Annotated in this window: 16 protein-coding genes and 3 tRNA genes; 2 read left to right on the top strand and 17 right to left on the bottom strand. The window is 58.2% G+C overall.

Going from position 1 to position 18207, the window contains the following annotated elements:
* Positions 1–6: 6 nt before the first annotated feature.
* From nuoG to FB593_RS27790, 12 genes are all read right to left on the bottom strand, one after another.
* On the bottom strand, positions 7–2088 hold the full coding sequence (gene nuoG / locus FB593_RS03235) for an NADH-quinone oxidoreductase subunit NuoG (protein ID WP_145166322.1): 2082 nt from the start codon (positions 2086–2088) through the stop codon (positions 7–9).
* Positions 2089–2244: 156 nt separating this feature from the next.
* Complete coding sequence (gene nuoF, locus FB593_RS03240) at positions 2245–3549, bottom strand: NADH-quinone oxidoreductase subunit NuoF (protein ID WP_003502381.1); 1305 nt, start codon at positions 3547–3549, stop codon at positions 2245–2247.
* Positions 3550–3559: 10 nt separating this feature from the next.
* Positions 3560–4669, bottom strand: coding sequence for an NADH-quinone oxidoreductase subunit E (locus FB593_RS03245; protein ID WP_019565474.1), 1110 nt, complete (start codon positions 4667–4669; stop codon positions 3560–3562).
* A 16-nt stretch (positions 4670–4685) separates the two neighbouring features.
* On the bottom strand, positions 4686–4946 hold the full coding sequence (locus tag FB593_RS03250) for a hypothetical protein (RefSeq protein WP_113473846.1): 261 nt from the start codon (positions 4944–4946) through the stop codon (positions 4686–4688).
* Complete coding sequence (locus FB593_RS03255) at positions 4946–6136, bottom strand: NADH-quinone oxidoreductase subunit D (RefSeq protein ID WP_003512668.1); 1191 nt, start codon at positions 6134–6136, stop codon at positions 4946–4948. Before FB593_RS03255 ends, FB593_RS03250 begins: the two co-directional genes overlap by 1 nt.
* 1 nt (position 6137) lies before the next feature.
* On the bottom strand, positions 6138–6566 hold the full coding sequence (locus tag FB593_RS03260; protein ID WP_038490727.1) for a GFA family protein: 429 nt from the start codon (positions 6564–6566) through the stop codon (positions 6138–6140).
* Entirely contained in the window at positions 6563–7165 is a 603-nt protein-coding gene (locus FB593_RS03265; RefSeq protein ID WP_003512657.1) for an NADH-quinone oxidoreductase subunit C, read from the bottom strand. Before FB593_RS03265 ends, FB593_RS03260 begins: the two co-directional genes overlap by 4 nt.
* 21 nt (positions 7166–7186) lie before the next feature.
* Positions 7187–7771, bottom strand: coding sequence for a NuoB/complex I 20 kDa subunit family protein (locus FB593_RS03270; protein ID WP_003512655.1), 585 nt, complete (start codon positions 7769–7771; stop codon positions 7187–7189).
* Positions 7762–8127 carry an NADH-quinone oxidoreductase subunit A gene (locus tag FB593_RS03275; protein ID WP_003512653.1) on the bottom strand — a complete coding sequence of 122 codons (366 nt, stop codon included), beginning with the start codon at positions 8125–8127 and terminating at the stop codon, positions 7762–7764. The genes FB593_RS03270 and FB593_RS03275 overlap by 10 nt, the downstream gene beginning before the upstream one ends.
* 435 nt (positions 8128–8562) lie before the next feature.
* Positions 8563–8639, bottom strand: a tRNA-Asp gene (locus FB593_RS03280).
* Between the two features lie 41 nt (positions 8640–8680).
* Positions 8681–8757, bottom strand: a tRNA-Asp gene (locus FB593_RS03285).
* 89 nt (positions 8758–8846) lie between these two features.
* A complete protein-coding gene (locus FB593_RS27790; protein WP_003512651.1) occupies positions 8847–8978 on the bottom strand; it encodes a hypothetical protein in 132 nt (43 codons plus the stop codon).
* A 226-nt stretch (positions 8979–9204) separates the two neighbouring features.
* Here FB593_RS27790 and FB593_RS03290 point away from each other — a divergent pair.
* Positions 9205–9280, top strand: a tRNA-Val gene (locus tag FB593_RS03290).
* 311 nt (positions 9281–9591) lie between these two features.
* Entirely contained in the window at positions 9592–9732 is a 141-nt protein-coding gene (locus tag FB593_RS27445) for a hypothetical protein (protein ID WP_003512649.1), read from the top strand.
* A 208-nt stretch (positions 9733–9940) separates the two neighbouring features.
* On the opposite strand, the gene FB593_RS03295 is transcribed toward FB593_RS27445, so the two are convergent.
* From FB593_RS03295 to clpP, 5 genes are all read right to left on the bottom strand, one after another.
* Positions 9941–12139 (bottom strand): esterase-like activity of phytase family protein, encoded by a 2199-nt coding sequence (locus FB593_RS03295; protein WP_112289856.1) that lies wholly within the window; start codon positions 12137–12139, stop codon positions 9941–9943.
* Positions 12140–12497: 358 nt separating this feature from the next.
* On the bottom strand, positions 12498–12773 hold the full coding sequence (hupB, locus tag FB593_RS03300) for a DNA-binding protein HupB (protein ID WP_003496481.1): 276 nt from the start codon (positions 12771–12773) through the stop codon (positions 12498–12500).
* A gap of 288 nt (positions 12774–13061) precedes the next feature.
* A complete protein-coding gene (gene lon, locus FB593_RS03305) occupies positions 13062–15479 on the bottom strand; it encodes an endopeptidase La (RefSeq protein ID WP_003512645.1) in 2418 nt (805 codons plus the stop codon).
* 412 nt (positions 15480–15891) lie between these two features.
* Positions 15892–17169 carry an ATP-dependent Clp protease ATP-binding subunit ClpX gene (gene clpX / locus FB593_RS03315; RefSeq protein WP_003512644.1) on the bottom strand — a complete coding sequence of 426 codons (1278 nt, stop codon included), beginning with the start codon at positions 17167–17169 and terminating at the stop codon, positions 15892–15894.
* A gap of 291 nt (positions 17170–17460) precedes the next feature.
* On the bottom strand, positions 17461–18093 hold the full coding sequence (gene clpP / locus FB593_RS03320) for an ATP-dependent Clp endopeptidase proteolytic subunit ClpP (RefSeq protein WP_003496491.1): 633 nt from the start codon (positions 18091–18093) through the stop codon (positions 17461–17463).
* Positions 18094–18207 lie beyond the last annotated feature (114 nt).

Here is an 18207-nt window from a genome sequence, read left to right on the forward strand (position 1 = left end):
CTACCCTTACTCTGCCGCAGCCTGGAAATTGTTGCGGGCCAATGCGGAACACTCGGCCATGACGGCGGATGCGCGCGCAATCGGGTTCGTCAAATAAAAGTCTTTTACCGGCGAGGCAAACGCAGACTTATTGAGGCTGCCCGCGCGAGCGGCAAGTGCCTCGACATCCGCGCCGTTGCCGGCAACGATCTCATCGGTTTCCGCCAGATGCGGATGCGCGACATAAAGCTGGCCGCGCAGCGCCGACAGCGAATCGAACGGCAGCTTTTTGCCGAGTACGTCGGAAAGCGCACGCAGGATCGCCCAGTCTTCACGGGCCTCGCCCGGTGCGAAACCGGCGCGGTTGCCCACCTGAACGCGGCCTTCGGTGTTGACCCAGATACCGGATTTTTCGGTATAGGCCGCACCCGGAAGGATGACGTCGGCGTTCATCGCGCCATGATCGCCGTGGCTGCCGATGTAGACGGTGAACTTGGCGCCCTTGTTCGACAGGTCGATTTCATCGGCGCCGAGCAGGAAGAGAACGTCCATGGACGTTACCATTTCGGCAGCAGCAGCACCGCCCTCGCCCGGCACGAAGCCGATGTCGAGACCACCGACGCGGGCAGCTGCGGTGTGAAGCACCGAGAAACCGTTCCACTCTTCGCTGATTGCGCCAACCGAAACGGCAAGCTTCGCAGCGGCCGCGAGAACGGCTGCACCATCGGCGCGTGCCAGGGCGCCCTGGCCGATGATGATCAGCGGGTTCTTGGCGGACTTCAGCTTCTCAACGAAGCTGTGAGAGCCATTGGCGAGATCGGAAAGCGTTTCCGCGCCGGAGCCTAGATATTCGTAGTTGTAGCGCAGTTCACCGGCTTCGCCGATCACGCCGATCGGGAAACCACCGCGACGCCAGCGCTTGCGGATACGTGCATTGAGTACGGCCGCTTCATAACGCGGGTTGGCGCCGACGATCAGCAGCGCATCCGCGTGCTCGATGCCTTCGATTGTGGAATTGAACAGGTAGCTGGCGCGACCCAAAGACGGATCAAGCGCTGCGCCATCCTGACGGCAATCGACATTGGCCGAGCCGAGCGACGCCAGAAGCGACTTCAGCGCGAACATTTCCTCGACGGAAGCAAGGTCACCGGCAATCGCGCCGATCTTGCTGCCGCTGGTTGCGGCAACCGCCTGCTTGATAGCGCCGAAGGCTTCGCCCCAGCTTGCGGGCTGCAAGCGGCCATCCTTGCGGACGTAAGGGCGGTCGAGACGCTGCGTCTTCAGGCCGTCCCAGATGAAGCGGCTCTTGTCGGAGATCCACTCTTCGTTGATTGCCTCGTTGACACGCGGCATGACGCGCATGACTTCGCGGCCACGGGTATCGACGCGGATTGCCGAACCGAGAGCGTCCATCACGTCGATGGTTTCGGTCTTGTTCAGTTCCCACGGACGGGCAGTGAAAGCGAAAGGCTTGGAGGTGAGCGCACCGACCGGGCAAAGATCGACGACGTTGCCCTGAAGCTCGGAGGTCATTGCCTGCTCGAGATAGGTGGTGATTTCAGCATCCTCGCCGCGGCCGATGAGGCCGAGTTCGGCGATGCCGGCAACTTCCGTTGTGAAACGGACGCAGCGCGTGCAGTGGATGCAGCGGTTCATTACCGTCTTGACGAGCGGGCCGATATATTTGTCTTCAACCGCACGCTTGTTTTCCGCGTAACGCGAACCGGCGATACCGAAGGCCATAGCCTGGTCCTGCAGGTCGCATTCGCCGCCCTGGTCGCAGATCGGGCAATCGAGCGGGTGGTTGATGAGAAGGAACTCCATCACGCCTTCGCGGGCCTTCTTGACCATCGGCGTATTGGTGAAAACCTCAGGCAATTCGCCATTCGGGCCGCCGCGAACGTCGCGCACGCCCATGGCGCAGGATGCGGCGGGCTTGGGCGGTCCGCCCTTCACCTCAATGAGACACATGCGGCAGTTACCCGCGACCGACAAGCGCTCATGAAAACAAAAGCGCGGAACTTCAGCACCAGCCTCCTCGCACGCCTGCAACAGCGTGAAATGATCCGGAACCTCGATCTCTTTACCGTCAACCTTGAGCTTTGCCATGGTTCTACTTACGTCCTGTTGCCTGTTCGTCCCGTGTCTCTCACACGGTCCGCAACAAATCCTTAATCGCGCCCGACACTTCATCTCGTCGGTCAGGCGCTTCATGGTTTTCCGGCGCCGGGATCATCCCCGCGCCGCATGCAAACTGCGAAAAGCTTATTCGGCAGCTTCCAGAACAGCGCCATCATCCATGGCCCTGTAGGTATATTGGTCGATGCGCTTTTCGATTTCCGGACGGAAATTGCGGATCAGCGCCTGTACCGGCCATGCGGCGGCGTCGCCGAGAGCACAGATGGTGTGGCCTTCAATCTGCTTCGTCACTTCGAACAGCATGTCGATTTCGCGCTTCTGCGCGTTGCCCTTCACCATGCGTTCCAGCACGCGCCACATCCAGCCGGTGCCTTCACGGCACGGCGTGCACTGGCCGCAGCTTTCATGCTTGAAGAACGCCGCGATGCGGGCGATCGCCTTGATGACGTCGGTGGACTTGTCCATGACGATCATGCCGCCGGTGCCGAAGGACGACTTCACTTCGCGCATGCCGTCGAAGTCCATGATGGCGTCCTTCATGTCCTCACCGCGCACGATGGGGCAGGATGCGCCGCCGGGGATGACGCCAAGCAGATTGTCCCAGCCGCCGCGAATGCCACCGCAATGGTGTTCGATCAGCTCACGGAAGGACAGGCCCAGCGCATCTTCGAAGGTGCATGGACGCTCGACATGGCCGGAGACCATGAACAGCTTGGTGCCGACATTGTTCGGACGGCCGATAGACGAGAACCATGCCGCACCTCGGCGCAGAATGGTCGGAGCAACGGCGATGGATTCGACGTTGTTGACGGTCGTCGGGCAACCGTAAAGACCCATATTGGCCGGGAACGGCGGCTTCAGGCGCGGCTGGCCCTTCTTGCCCTCGAGGCTTTCGAGCAGTGCTGTCTCTTCGCCGCAGATATAGGCACCTGCGCCGTGATGGACGTAGATGTCGAAATCCCAGCCGTTCTTGTTGTTCTTGCCGAGCAGGCCCGCATCGTAACATTCATCGATGGCGGCCTGAAGCGCCTCACGTTCGCGCATATATTCGCCACGCACGTAGATATAGGCGGTGTGTGCACCCATGGCGAAACCGGCGATAACGCAGCCTTCGATCAGCGTATGCGGATCGTTGCGCAGGATTTCGCGGTCCTTGCAGGTGCCGGGCTCGGATTCGTCGGCGTTGACCACGAGATAATGCGGACGGCCGTCGCTTTCCTTGGGCATGAAGGACCACTTGAGACCCGTCGGGAAGCCTGCGCCGCCGCGACCGCGAAGGCCGGAAGCCTTCATCTCGTTGATGATCCAGTCACGACCCTTTTCGATGATCTGCTTGGTGCCATCCCAATGGCCGCGCGCCATCACGCCCTTCAGGGACTTGTCCTTGAGGCCGTAGAGATTGGTAAAGATGCGATCCTGATCTTTTAACATGCTTCACCCTTTACCGCGGCTTCTTGCCGAAGACCCTGATATACTCGGCTTCGCCACCCTTGGCGAGCGCCTCGGCCTGCTTGATCCACTCATCGCGTTCGATGCGGCCCTTGAAATTCAGATAACCATCCACCCAGTCGCACTCGGCCTTCTTCCAGCCGGCAATCTGCGCATAGGTGAAGATGCCGAGCTCGTTAAGCGTGCCTTCGATCTTCGGGCCAACGCCTGAAATGAGTTTCAGGTCATCGGGCGCAGCGGGCTTTTCAATGCCTGCCGGACGGTCGGCTGACTCAAGCGACGGTCTGGATGCTGTCGCTTCCTTGCCTGCCGATTGCTGTTCCCCTGCCTTTGCGTTTTCCGCAGCAGCCTTGGGCTCGTTCGCAGGCGTCTTCAGCTTCGGATCGGTTTCCGGTGCGTCCGTCTTCGGCTTGGCGGCATTCGAAGGAAGAACGGGGGCTGCTTCCGCCGGAGCTTCCGCAGGCTTGTCGAGATTGGAGCGATCTGGCTTGATCTCTTCCGTCAGCGTCGTCAGGCCGCCAACGGGCACCGACTGGTGACGGTCGATCTGGGGACCTGTCTTGACCGTGTCACCCTTGCCTGCCTCGAACGTGTCGATGATCTCTTCCAGGCGCTCGGGCGTCAGATCCTCATAGGCATCCTTGAAGATGATGACCATCGGCGCGTTGACGCAGGCGCCCTGACATTCCACTTCTTCCCAGGACAGCGTGCCGCTCTCGTTGGTGTGCAGCGGATCATGGTGGATCTTCTTGCGGCAGACATCCATCAGCGCTTCGGAGCCGCGCAGCATGCAGGGCGTGGTGCCGCAAACCTGAACATGGGCGCGTGTGCCGACCGGCTTCAGCTGGAACTGGGTGTAGAAGGTCGCTACTTCCATGACGCGGATATAGGCCATATCCAGCATGTCGGCGATTTTTTCGATGGCGGCGCGGGTAACCCAGCCGTCCTGCTCCTGCGCACGCATAAGCAGCGGGATAACCGCCGATTGCTGGCGTCCCTCCGGATATTTCTGGATCGTCTTTTCCGCCCATGCGGTATTATCCGCGTTAAAGGCAAATGCCACGGGCTGGAACTGATCTTCGGCTAGTCGACGAACGGACATACTTCCTCACGCCTTTTCAGTTTAACGTCTCACAACGCGATCTCGCCACCGTGACGAATTCGCAGGCATAAGCCGCCTTGTCTTTCTGCATGAACACGATGAACTTGCTGCCATTGGGAACCGAGCCCTTGATCTCGTATCCCGAAGACAGAAGCTGCTTGATGGTGGAACCGCCGCTGCTTGATAGCGATACGCCCCCCTCGTCCGTCGCCGTCTGGGCGAGAGCGGAGGTCGACATCGCAGCAAGAAAAGCCAAGATGGCCAGCGGCAGACGCATCAGCGGTCGACCTCCCCGAACACGATGTCGAGGGAGCCGAGCACGGCTGTAACGTCGGCAAGCTGATGGCCCTTGCACAGGAAATCCATCGCCTGCAAATGTGCATAACCCGGCGCGCGGATCTTGCAGCGGTAGGGCTTGTTCGAACCATCGGCGACCACGTAGACGCCGAACTCGCCCTTCGGCGCTTCGACGGCGGCGTAAACTTCGCCGGCCGGAACGTGATAGCCTTCGGTATAGAGCTTGAAGTGATGGATAAGAGCTTCCATCGAACGCTTCATCTCGCCGCGCTTGGGCGGAACCACCTTGCCATCCAGCGAGGAGACCGGGCCGATGCGGTGCTTGCCGGAGAGAAGATCGACGCACTGCTTCATGATCTTCACCGATTCGCGCATTTCCTGCATGCGGATCAGGTAACGGTCATAGCAGTCGCCGTTCTTGCCGACGGGGATATCGAACTCCAGATCGGAATAGCACTCGTAGGGCTGCGCGCGACGCAAATCCCAGGCAGCACCCGAACCGCGCACCATGACGCCCGTGAAACCCCAGGCAAAGGCGTCTTCAAGCGAGACGACGCCGATATCGACGTTACGCTGCTTGTAGATGCGGTTGTCGGTCAACAGGCCTTCGATATTGTCGAGAACGGTAATGAAGGGATCGCACCATTTTCCGATATCTTCGACCAGTTCCGGCGGCAGATCCTGATGCACGCCGCCCGGACGGACATAGGCCGAGTGCATGCGGGCGCCACAGGCGCGCTCGTAGAACACCATCAGCTTTTCACGTTCCTCGAAGCCCCACACAGGCGGCGTCATTGCGCCGACGTCCATGGCCTGAGTCGTCACGTTCATGATGTGCGACAGGATGCGGCCGATTTCCGAATAAAGCACGCGGATCAGCTGGCCGCGCATCGGGATTTCGAGACCCAGCAGCTTTTCGACGGCGAGCGCGAAAGCGTGTTCCTGGTTCATCGGCGCGACGTAGTCGAGACGGTCGAAATAAGGCACCGCCTGAAGGTAGGTCTTGGTCTCGATCAGCTTTTCGGTGCCGCGATGCAGAAGACCGATATGCGGATCGACGCGCTCGACGATTTCGCCGTCCAGTTCCAGAACCAGACGCAGCACGCCGTGCGCGGAAGGGTGTTCCGGACCGAAGTTGATCGTGAAATTGCGGACGTTATGCTCAGTCATTCTAGTGCTCCGCCGAGGTGATCATGGCGATGAATTCGGGGCCGGTCATGTTCTGCGTGGTTTGCGCGAAAGAATAGCTCGAAGGCTTCTCATCCGTGAAAATCTGCGACGCAAAATGGAAACTGGAAGGGTTGTCGAAAGCCTGCAACGAGACGGCAAAATGCTTGCCATCCTTGGAGCGCCACATCAGCGTGCTGCCGCAATTTTTGCAGAAGCAGCGCTCGCCCCATTCCGACGAGGTATAAACACCGAAATGTTCCTCGTTCTCGATGGCGACGTCAGCGCATTCGACAGCCAGAAATGTTCCGCCGGACCAGCGGCGGCACATCGAGCAATGGCAAACGCCGAATTCGCGGGCGCCGATGCTGGCATTGAAGCCAACGGCGCCGCAAAGACATTGTCCGTGCTCTGTCGCGGGGGCTTCGCTCATTGCTTGGCCTTTTCATCACCCGGGAGAACATAGTCAGTCCCCTCCCAGGGAGAGAGGAAATCGAAATTGCGGAATTCCTGCTTCAGTTCGACCGGTTCATAGAGAACCCGTTTCAGAACGTCATCGTAGCGTACTTCCACAAAGCCGGTAACCGGAAAATCCTTGCGCAGCGGATGACCTTCGAAACCGTAATCGGTGAGGATTCGGCGAAGATCCGCATGGCCTTCGAAAGGAATGCCGTACATATCCCAGGCTTCGCGCTCGAACCAGTCTGCACCCATGTAAACGGAGGTTGCCGAGGGAACGCCCTCGTCTTCCGCCACCTGCAGCTTGATGCGCACGCGCAGATTCTGGCGCGGCGACAAGAGGTGATAGACAACGTCGAAACGCTTCTCGCGCTGCGGCCAGTCGACGCCGCAAATATCGATGATGTTGACGAAACCGCACTGCACATCGTCACGCAGGAACGTCAAAAGCGCGATAACGCTTTCCGTCGTCGTGTTCAGCGTCAGCTCGCCATAGGCGATATCGGCCGAAACCACGAGGGAACCACGCGCTTCCTTAACGTAAGCAGCAAGATCGTTTAGAGCTTCGCTCATTCCTTAATCCGTCCTTTGCCCTTAGCGCTCGATGGTACCGGTACGCCGGATCTTCTTCTGCAGCAGAAGCACGCCGTAAAGCAGCGCCTCCGCCGTGGGGGGACAGCCCGGAACGTAGATATCCACCGGCACGACTCGGTCGCAGCCGCGCACGACGGCGTAGGAATAATGGTAATATCCGCCGCCATTGGCGCAGGAGCCCATGGAGATGACGTAACGCGGCTCAGGCATCTGGTCATAGACCTTGCGCAGTGCCGGCGCCATCTTGTTGGTCAGCGTTCCCGCGACGATCATCACGTCCGACTGGCGCGGCGAGGCGCGCGGGGCGACACCGAAGCGCTCCATGTCGTAACGCGGGCCGGAAGCCTGCATCAGACCCTCGACGGCGCAGCAGGCAAGACCGAACTGCATCCACATCAGGGAGCCGGTACGCGCCCAGGTGATCAGCTCGTCGGTCGAGGTGACGAGAAAGCCCTTGTCGGCCAGCTCGTCGTTGATTTCCGTGAAGTAGGCATCGTTGCTGCCGACAGGCTTGCCGGTCGCGGGATCGATGATCCCCTTCGGCTGCGGTGCAACGAGCGTGCTGTTGTTCTGGCTCATGCCCATTCCAGCGCTCCCTTCTTCCACTCATAGATAAAGCCGATGGTGAGAACGGCGAGGAACACCATCATAGACCAGAAACCGAACCAGCCCATATCACCGAAGGACACAGCCCAGGGGAACAGGAAGGCGACTTCCAAGTCGAAGATGATGAAGAGAATGGACACCAGATAAAACCGGATATCGAACTTCATGCGGGCGTCGTCGAAGGCATTGAAACCGCACTCGAAAGCGGAGAGCTTTTCCGGGTCCGGCGCCTTATAAGCGACAGCGAAAGGCGCGATGAGAAGCGCCAGGCCAATGACAAGAGCGATACCGATAAAGATTGCGATCGGAATATAGGAACTGAGGAGTTCAGTCATGGTCTCTTCCCTGTCCGGCCGGGTGCCGGACCTGCCTTTGCGACTGAAAGTCTAAAGGCGCACAAATATGTTGCAACGCCAAAGTGGTTAGCGCAGCCGCGCTCTCTCTGCAAGAGTTTAGGCACCATTTCAAGACACCTGCCGCATTGATTGGCAACAATATTGCCGGAATTGACGCAAATTTGGGCCACAATTCCGGGCTAAGCCCCTCAAATACAATAATAATCGATTGAACGACGCAACCGCAAAAAAGTCACACGAATTTTACGTCAAAATGGCAGCGAAGTGACGATCTCTCGATATCGAAACTTGACTAAAAACAGCAGGAAAAACCGCGCTCGCAAATGCCGGAAACAGGCGCTGAAATCGCCATTGCCGATATGGCAGGACGATGCCTGCTTGCTTCGTTTGGGAGTGTCATTTCGGTGAAAGAAATGGCGCGAGTGACGGGGCTCGAACCCGCGACCTCCGGCGTGACAGGCCGGCACTCTAACCGACTGAGCTACACCCGCGCTCCACAGACATTCGTCTGCGTTTTTTCCGAGGAACAGGATGGCGCGAGTGACGGGGCTCGAACCCGCGACCTCCGGCGTGACAGGCCGGCACTCTAACCAACTGAGCTACACCCGCTTATCCTGACCGACAAGACCTTAGTCTCGCCGTACGAACCAGCCTCGGCTGTTCGTTGAGCGGCTAACTACGGCGTTCGTGCGGGGGTGTCAAGCAGGTTTCACGACAAAAGAATAAGCTTCTTCATTTTGATCGGAAAAAACTGAAAGGCCTTTGACCGGCATTGCAGCGAATGCCTTGTTTTCCGGGCTTTTCCCAACAAAAACAAAAAACTTGTCCACAGCCGGGGCGTCCGTAACGCGATTCCAGCATACCGCCAAAGGTAACGGCCGGGCTTTGTTTTTATCGAAAAGCCCGCAGTTCCCGGCTTTTTGCCGATCACCTCTGCCAGTGGGCAGAGCTGTCCGGAAAAAAAACAAAAAAACTTCACAAAAGCCCTTGCGGTTTTTTTCCGATCCGAATACATCACGGCCACCGACGCGGCAGACACGATCTGCAAGACGCGAAGGGCGATTAGCTCAGTTGGTAGAGCGCCTCGTTTACACCGAGGATGTCGGGAGTTCGAGTCTCTCATCGCCCACCATTTTCCAGCTTCTTCAAATTGTGCGCATTACCAAGCCGAAGCTCTTTCGGATGTCGGTGCGTTTTACCGTCAACTTCCTGCATCGGGAATCACGGCCCCTGCTCCCGATTCTGTAGACGGCCGCGGCCTTGGGCTGGTGGAGCGGCTTTTCCGGCGTGAGTCTATGCCAGATCGGCACTTCTGTTCCACATTCATACAGGCCGGCTCCAATAGGTGTGCCACCCCGCAACATACCGAAAAATAAGCAGATTCAGACTTTTTAAAGAGATTTCATGCATTGTTTTCGAGCCGTTTCATGATGAACGGTATAAATGATGGATGAAACCATGTCGGTCGACGCGTTTGTAACACTCGCGCTTATTGCGCTGCCTGTTTATATTTTTTTCCGCTGGGTCCAGCAGGACTCGGAAAAAGACAGCACTCCCAAAAGCAAGAATTCCATGGGGCGGTGATCTCTAGCGATCTGGTCCACTGCACATTCATGGAAGTCCTCCGGATAACACCCTCGATTATGCGATAGCGACGCGATCATGCCGGTTTTAACGGCTGGTATGCGACTCATCGTGGGTAATCGGCATTCCCCAGATCGGGGTTTCTTCCGCCGCACAAAAAAGCCGGGCTATGCCCGGCTTTTCTCATTTGCGATTCTATTCGGACCGATCAGTTGATCGCCTTCAGATCGACGGTAAAGAACAGCGTTTCGCCGGAAGATCCGTCGACGCCGTCATTGTCAGTGACGACATAGGCCGTTCCTGCCTTGTCGAAGGTGAAGCCTTCCAGCTTGTCAACGGTATAGCCATTCGTCTGGGACTTGAGGTCCGGCAGGAAATCATGTGCTTCCTGCTTGGCCACCAGCGGCAGTTCGCCACCGATCTTGCCCGGCTTAAGGTCAGCGATCGCGACGCGGTAAAGCTTCTTTATCTTTGCCTTGTCACCGACCTGATTGTCGCGCTCGACGATATAGACATAGTCGCCCTGTGCGGTGATTTCAGAAAGGCCGACCCAGCCTGCCTCGGTCTTGTCGAGCGGGTAACGCACGGCGCCCCATTCCTTGGACTTCGGATTGTAGGAGACGAGCTTGACGAAACCCTTCTCGTCCGTGCCCCATTCGCGCTGTACGGCCATCCACAGCGTCGCGTCGTCGCCCTTGCCGATCATGGTCACGCCTTCGAAACCGAAGCGGGTTTCGCCAGCCAGCAGTTCCTTCGGCAGAGCGATCTCAGCCTTGATCTCGCCCTTGGCGCTGACATTGTAGAGTGCGTGGGGCACGAGCTTGGCACTGTCACCTTCCGAGGCCAGCCAGAAGCCGCCCTTACCGTCAAGCGTAATGCCTTCGATGTCGAGTTTCTGGGCTGCGATACCGTCGCGCTTGATGCGCAGGGCGCTGGTGATGGTGGCGGGCTTCTTCGTTGCGTCGATGGTGTAGATCGACGGCTGGTTGCCATAGACCGAGTCGGACACGGCATAGAGGATGCCAGGCTTTTCAGCATCGCCCACCAAACCGGAGAGAGCGCCCCAGCCGATCGGTGCGCCGTCAACGGTGGCGGAAGCGAGCTGCGGGTAGGCAATCTGGCCTTCTGCGCGTTCATAGATCATGACATGCGAGCGAGCGCCGCCATCTTCGACGAGATCGGCTTCGTTGGCAGTGACGAGAAGATTGCGCGACGGAATGGCGACGGCACCTTCAGGCGAAATGCCCGAGGGCAGAAGCTGGACCAGTTCCGGTGTGCCGCCCGTATCCTTGTAGACCGCAGCGAGAGACGCGCGCTCGGCAAGAACGAAGAAGTACTTCTGACCATCGAAGGTTGCCGTCTCCAGACCTTCCGGCTCGATGCCCTTGGCCTTGGAGCGCTTTTCCGGATAGTGGCCGATGCTGGCGGCAGCGTGCTCAAGGGTGGCACCGGCTTCATAAAGAAGCTTGCCGGTCTTGTCGAAAATGGTGAAGCCGCGCGCGCCGCCCTGCCAGTCGCCCTCATTGGCGATGACGATTCGGTCATTGTCCAGCCACTTCACGGCATCTGGCTCACGCTTGCGGCCTTCCTGCTTGTCGGTGAATTTGATCTGGCCGTCCGTCTTCGTGTCGACGCCTTCCAGATCAACCGTGCCGGCGGAGAAATGCGTCTTTACCGTACCGGTCTTGCCGTCGATGATGACGATGTGGTTGTTTTCCTGCAGCGTGAGCGCGATCTCGCCATTGGCATTGATCGAGACGAATTCCGGCTCCGGATCTTCCGGGGAGATTTCGGCAAGGCCGGTCACGTCGATTTTCTTCAGCGTCGCGCAGTCAGCAACACCGTTCTTCAGACCGACCGTCACCAGATAACCGGCCGGCATCTGTGGCAGGGCGCCTTCGTTCACCTCTTCATCGCGTTCGTTTTCGATCGCGATAGCGGCGAAGGTCTTGTCCGGGGAAATTGCGACAGAATCTGGCTGGCCGCCGAGGTCGCAGCTCGCTTCAATCTTCTTGGTGGCGATATCGACCGTCACCAGCTTGCCGGACGGCTTGGCGCGGTTTTCGGACGTGTTGACACCGGCCAGAACCTTGGCGCCAGCAACGGCAACCGAGGTCGGTTCGCCTTCCAGCAGCAACGCGCCGCCAGCCTTGGGTGCCTTCGCGTCGGTGATGTCAACGAATCCAATGCCGCCAAGCGGGCTGTCCGAATAGATCAGCGTCTTGCCGTCTTCGCTGGCGGTTACGATTTCAGCTGAAGTGACGGCCTTCGCGTCCTTGTCCGCTGGCAGGTTCTTTACGACCGGGAAAGATGCGATGCGGTTGAAAACCGGCTCGGCAGCAGCCGGAAAGGCCGCGGACGTGAGCAGAGCAGCAGTCAAAGCCATCTGAGAAAGTCGGAACGCCATTATAAATCCCCCTTGGATCCAAAAAAACACCCTATGGCTTCTGCGTCAGAGACATGACAGCGGCATGACATTTCCTGCCGGAGGAATCAAAAAGCCCGACCATGAAGGCCGGGCTTTCCTGTTCGTGCGCACATTCCGCGTATCAGAGCGCCGTGTGACCGGATGGAGGCTACACAGGCGCGCTCTCCTACTTTCAAGTACATCTTGCCGGTTCGAAAAAAGGGCTATCCGAAAAATCATTTCGAAAAGCCGCCCGGTTTACGTGCCGGCATGATGGCGTCAGGGCGTCAAAACATGTGTCCTCGTGAACCTGAAAAGCCGCCCGCCCGCCGCCGGACGTCGCGGCCTTTCGGAAACCTTACGAGTTGACGGCGTCCTTCAGGCCCTTGCCTGCGGAAAACTTCGGTACGTTGCGAGCCGGGATATCGACTTCAGCACCCGTGGAAGGGTTACGACCCTTGGAGGCTTCACGACGGCTTACGGAGAAGCTGCCGAAGCCAGCGAGACGGATGTCGCCACCGCTCTTCAGTTCGTTCTGTACGGTTTCGAATACGGCATCAACAGCGGAAGCAGCATCTGCCTTCGTGAGACCAGCCTTTTCGGCAACAGCAGAGACGAGCTCGTTCTTGTTCATGTTTCCACCCCTTTCAATGGTTTGAAACGACTCAAATTAAGCCGGCGCAGAATACGTCTGTATCCGCGCGCAGCAACTCAAAAGCGCTGGAATCGCCTGAAAAACAAGGGGTCTGCGGGGTTTTTCACAAAAAAGGCCGACATTTCTGCCGGCCTTTCCCTTAAACGTGCCAATTTCGCACCAGTTCTGCGAGCATCAAAGAAGCATCGCGCCTTTCGGCATCTAACACATTGAATCTATGCACAGGTGTCGCGAAAACCGATTCTGGCTTTCACAACGACGTGGCAATCAATGTGCGATCGTCTGTCCGCCCTCGTCGACACCGTCGACAGTTGCGATAACAGGCGTTTCGATGCTGCCGTCCCACTCGATTGGCTCGGGCATGCGAAGCAGCGCGTGCTTGATGACCTCACCCATGCGAGACACCGGGATGATCTCCATCTCGTTCTTCACATTATCAGGAATATCCGCCAGGTCCTTGGCGTTTTCTTCCGGGATGAGCACCTTCTTGATGCCACCGCGAAGCGCCGCAAGCAGCTTTTCCTTCAGGCCGCCGATCGGCAGCACGCGACCACGAAGCGTGATCTCACCCGTCATCGCCACATCCTTGGAGACCGGGATACCGGTCATGATGGAGACGATGGCGGTTGCCATGGCAACACCGGCAGACGGTCCGTCCTTCGGGGTAGCCCCTTCCGGAACGTGAACGTGGATGTCGCTCTTGTCGAAACGCGGCGGTTCGATGCCGAAGTCCACGGCGCGCGAGCGGACATAAGATGCCGCTGCCGAAATGGATTCCTTCATCACTTCCTTGAGGTTGCCGGTGACCGTCATGCGGCCCTTGCCGGGCATCATCACGCCTTCGATGGTGAGCAACTCACCGCCGACTTCCGTCCATGCCAGACCGGTGACGACACCAACCTGATCCTCACGCTCGGCCTCGCCGTGGCGGAACCGCGGAACGCCCAGATAATCCGGGACATTGGCTGCGGTGACTTCCACGGACTTGACCTTGCCCTTGATGATCTCGGTCACGGCCTTTCGCGCAAGCTTCATCAACTCGCGCTCGAAGCTGCGCACGCCCGCCTCGCGGGTGTACTGCTGGATCACGATCATCAGAGCGTCATCGCTGACCGAGAACTCTTCCGGACGCAGGGCATGTTCCTTGATCGCCTTCGGCAGCAGGTGACGCTTGGCGATTTCGCGCTTTTCGTCCTCCGTATAACCGGCGATGCGGATCACTTCCATACGGTCCATCAGGGGACCTGGAATGTTCAGCGTGTTGGCCGTGGTCACGAACATCACGTCGGACAGGTCGTATTCCACCTCAAGATAGTGATCCATGAAGGTGGAGTTCTGTTCCGGATCGAGCACCTCCAGCAGTGCGGAAGACGGATCGCCACGGAAATCCATGCCCATCTTGTCGATCTCGTCGAGCAGGAAGAGCGGATTGGACTTCTTGGCCTTCTTCATCGACTGAACGATCTTGCCCGGCATGGAGCCGATATAGGTACGGCGGTGACCGCGGATTTCCGCCTCGTCACGCACACCACCCAGCGCCATACGCACATATTCGCGGCCGGTCGCCTTGGCGATCGACTTGGCGAGCGAAGTCTTGCCGACGCCGGGAGGACCGACGAGGCACAGGATCGGGCCACGGATCTTCGAAGCGCGAGCCTGCACGGCCAGATATTCAACGATGCGTTCCTTGACCTTGTCCAGACCGAAATGATCCTGATCGAGGACCGCCTCGGCGCTGTTGAGATCAACCTTGACCTTCGACTTCTTGCCCCAGGGCAGGCTGAGCAGCCAGTCCAGATAGTTGCGCACGACAGTCGCTTCCGCAGACATCGGGCTCATCTGGCGAAGCTTCTTCATTTCCGCCTCGGCCTTATCCTTGGCCTCCTTGGAAAGCTTGGTCTTGGCAATGCGCTCTTCCAGTTCGGCCATCTCGTCACGGCCATCCTCGCCGTCGCCGAGCTCCTTCTGGATCGCCTTCATCTGTTCGTTCAGATAATATTCGCGCTGAGTCTTCTCCATCTGGCGCTTGACGCGCGAGCGGATACGCTTCTCGACCTGAAGCACGGAAATTTCGCCTTCCATGAAGCCGAGCGCTTTTTCAAGCCGCTGCTTCACGCTGACGGTTTCCAGCATTTCCTGCTTTTCGGTGATCTTGATCGACAGGTGCGAAGCAACAGTGTCGGCCAGCTTCGAATAATCGTCGATCTGGCCGGCAGCGCCGACAACCTCGGGCGAAATTTTCTTGTTGAGCTTCACATAGCTCTCGAACTCCGAAACGACGGAACGCGACAGCGCCTCGATCTCAACCGGGTCTTCCGCAGGCTCCTGCAGCGGCGTCGCAGACGCTTCGTAGAAATCCTCGCGGTCGGTATAGGCCTCGATCTGGGCGCGACCCTTGCCTTCCACAAGCACCTTAACGGTGCCGTCAGGCAGCTTCAGCAGCTGGAGAACGTTAGCGACCGTGCCGACCTTGTGGATGGCTTCCGGGGACGGATCGTCATCGCTGGCGTTGATCTGGGTAACAAGCATGATCTGCTTGTCCGAGCCCATGACCTCTTCGAGAGCGCGAATGGATTTTTCCCGCCCGACGAACAGGGGAACGATCATATGCGGGAAAACGACAATGTCGCGCAGGGGAAGTACCGGATAGATACCGCCGGATGCCGCAGACGTGATGTTCGTCATATCATTTCCTTTCATGGTCCCTTTCAGGACACTTTGCCTGACGTCTTGGGGCGTCCGGCATATTCATTTCTCGAGACTGAAAGTGGAGTTTCGGAACGCCGATTTCAAGTCACCGGAAGAGACGACCCCGCGCAACGGCACGGCCGTAAAATTCAAACAAATACAGCGCCGGCTATTACTCCCGACATTTCCGGTTATCCCACAGGATCAGGAACCGGGTCGCCGACGGTAATTCACATTTCCGTCATATCGCGCTGCAAATCAGTTTTAAGACTTTATCAGCAAAGCGCAATCCGCTCCAAACGCAAAATCGGGTTACTCCAAGTTAGCGGCAAGTTTCGCACCTGCCACAACAGAAAAGGCCCACACGAGTGCGGGCCTTTTGAATTCATCAAAGCGTCGGATCGGTCAATCAAGCCGAAACATTGGCCTTTTCTTCCTGACGATCCGCATAGATGTAGAGCGGGCGAGCGATGCCGCTGACGACATCGTTGGAGATCACCACTTCGCGCACGCCTTCCAGCGTCGGCAGTTCGAACATGGTATCCAGAAGGATCTTTTCCATGATCGAGCGCAGACCGCGGGCACCCGTCTTGCGGGTAATCGCCCGGCGGGCAATCTCGCGCAACGCGTCCTCGTGGAAGGTCAGTTCCACATCTTCCATCTCGAACAGACGCTGATACTGCTTGACCAGCGCGTTCTTCGGCTCGGACAGGATCTGGATCAGCGCATCCTCGTCAAGGTCCTCCAGCGTAGCCAGAACCGGCAGACGGCCGATGAATTCCGGAATAAGACCGAATTTCACCAGATCTTCCGGCTCCAGTTCGCGCAACACCTCGCCAACGCGGCGATCGTCTTCCGCCTTGACGGTCGCACCGAAGCCAATCGAGGTCTTTTCGCCCCTGGCCGAGATGATCTTGTCCAGGCCGGCAAACGCGCCGCCGCAGATGAACAGGATGTTGGTCGTATCCACCTGCAGGAATTCCTGCTGCGGATGCTTGCGGCCGCCCTGCGGCGGAACGGAAGCGACCGTGCCTTCCATGATCTTCAGAAGCGCCTGCTGAACGCCCTCGCCCGACACGTCACGCGTGATGGACGGGTTATCCGACTTGCGGGAGATCTTGTCGACTTCGTCGATATAGACGATGCCGCGCTGGGCGCGCTCGACATTGTAATCCGCAGCCTGCAACAGCTTCAGGATGATGTTTTCCACGTCCTCGCCGACATAACCGGCTTCGGTCAGCGTCGTTGCGTCTGCCATCGTGAAGGGAACGTCGATGATGCGGGCGAGCGTCTGGGCAAGATAGGTCTTGCCGCAACCCGTCGGACCGACGAGCATGATGTTCGACTTCGCAAGCTCGACATCGCCATTCTTGGAGGCGTGCGCGAGGCGCTTGTAATGGTTGTGAACGGCCACCGACAGGATCTTTTTCGCCTGCTTCTGGCCGATGACGTATTCGTCGAGGATCTTGATGATGTCCTGCGGGGTGGGAACACCCTCGCGCGACTTCACCATCGACGTCTTGTTCTCCTCGCGGATGATGTCCATGCACAATTCGACGCATTCATCGCAGATGAATACCGTCGGTCCGGCAATGAGTTTCCGGACTTCGTGCTGGCTCTTGCCGCAGAATGAACAATAGAGTGTATTCTTAGAGTCGCCGCCGTTGCTGCCGCTGACTTTGCTCATATCACTTTCCTTCCAGCACGCCGCAGGTCCGCCAAACGGATCGCGGTCAACTTACCGCCCGCCGATACGGCCGCCCTTGGGTGCATCGCCGTATCCGCCTCGTTTCCCGGGGTACTAACCGGTATCAGATACATGAGCTGACAACCGGCTGCAACGAATTCCCCATCAAACCAAAGGCCACGTCATAAAAATTCAACACAGCCTTTATATATACTAATATCGCTTTCTGTTGCGGTTGAAAGCCCCGAAATTACTTTGCGGGGTTAAACAACCGTCAAAAAGCGTCGCGCCTTAATTCGCGGCGGCGCCTTCCATTTCCTGGCGCGAGGTGAGGATCTTGTCGATCACACCCCAGTCCTTGGCCTCGTCGGCATCCATGAAGTGGTCGCGATCAAGGGTTTTTTCAACCTCTTCCAGCGTACGGCCGGTGTGCTTCACGTAGACTTCATTAAGGCGACGCTTCATTTTGATGATGTCGCGAGCGTGACGCTCAATATCCGAAGCCTGCCCCTGGAAGCCGCCGGAGGGCTGATGCACCATGATGCGGGCGTTCGGAGTTGCGAAACGCATTCCCTTTTCGCCAGCAGCCAGAAGCAGCGAGCCCATGGATGCGGCCTGGCCGACGCAAAGCGTCGAAACGGCAGGGCGGATGAACTGCATCGTATCGTAGATCGCCATGCCGGCGGTCACGACGCCACCCGGCGAATTGATGTAGAGCGCGATTTCCTTCTTCGGGTTTTCAGCCTCGAGGAAAAGCAGCTGCGCGCAGACGAGCGAGGCCATCTGGTCTTCCACCGGTCCGGTGAGGAAAATGATGCGTTCCTTGAGAAGACGGGAAAATATGTCATAGGAGCGTTCGCCGCGATTGGTCTGCTCTACGACCATCGGCACCAGAGCCATGGCGGTATCAACTGGATTTTTCATGTCCGTCCTTTGTCAAACTCTGCCCTTCGCGGAAAACCGCTCCGGAATCACTTCTAACCTTCGTTCTCCCTACATAGAGTGTCCCTGCCCGGTACTTCAAGACACGAAGCCGCA

The organism is Rhizobium sp. SJZ105, assembly GCF_007828365.1.
GTDB lineage: Bacteria > Pseudomonadota > Alphaproteobacteria > Rhizobiales > Rhizobiaceae > Agrobacterium > Agrobacterium tumefaciens.

Coding starts and splice junctions, on each gene's coding strand:
- nuoG (WP_145166322.1), bottom strand. CDS start 2,088: ATGGCAAAGCTCAAGGTTGACGGTAAAGAGATCGAGGTTCCGGATCAT.
- nuoF (WP_003502381.1), bottom strand. CDS start 3,549: ATGTTAAAAGATCAGGATCGCATCTTTACCAATCTCTACGGCCTCAAG.
- FB593_RS03245 (WP_019565474.1), bottom strand. CDS start 4,669: ATGTCCGTTCGTCGACTAGCCGAAGATCAGTTCCAGCCCGTGGCATTT.
- FB593_RS03250 (WP_113473846.1), bottom strand. CDS start 4,946: ATGCGTCTGCCGCTGGCCATCTTGGCTTTTCTTGCTGCGATGTCGACC.
- FB593_RS03255 (WP_003512668.1), bottom strand. CDS start 6,136: ATGACTGAGCATAACGTCCGCAATTTCACGATCAACTTCGGTCCGGAA.
- FB593_RS03260 (WP_038490727.1), bottom strand. CDS start 6,566: ATGAGCGAAGCCCCCGCGACAGAGCACGGACAATGTCTTTGCGGCGCC.
- FB593_RS03265 (WP_003512657.1), bottom strand. CDS start 7,165: ATGAGCGAAGCTCTAAACGATCTTGCTGCTTACGTTAAGGAAGCGCGT.
- FB593_RS03270 (WP_003512655.1), bottom strand. CDS start 7,771: ATGGGCATGAGCCAGAACAACAGCACGCTCGTTGCACCGCAGCCGAAG.
- FB593_RS03275 (WP_003512653.1), bottom strand. CDS start 8,127: ATGACTGAACTCCTCAGTTCCTATATTCCGATCGCAATCTTTATCGGT.
- FB593_RS27445 (WP_003512649.1), top strand. CDS start 9,592: ATGATGGATGAAACCATGTCGGTCGACGCGTTTGTAACACTCGCGCTT.
- FB593_RS03295 (WP_112289856.1), bottom strand. CDS start 12,139: ATGGCGTTCCGACTTTCTCAGATGGCTTTGACTGCTGCTCTGCTCACG.
- hupB (WP_003496481.1), bottom strand. CDS start 12,773: ATGAACAAGAACGAGCTCGTCTCTGCTGTTGCCGAAAAGGCTGGTCTC.
- lon (WP_003512645.1), bottom strand. CDS start 15,479: ATGACGAACATCACGTCTGCGGCATCCGGCGGTATCTATCCGGTACTT.
- clpX (WP_003512644.1), bottom strand. CDS start 17,169: ATGAGCAAAGTCAGCGGCAGCAACGGCGGCGACTCTAAGAATACACTC.
- clpP (WP_003496491.1), bottom strand. CDS start 18,093: ATGAAAAATCCAGTTGATACCGCCATGGCTCTGGTGCCGATGGTCGTA.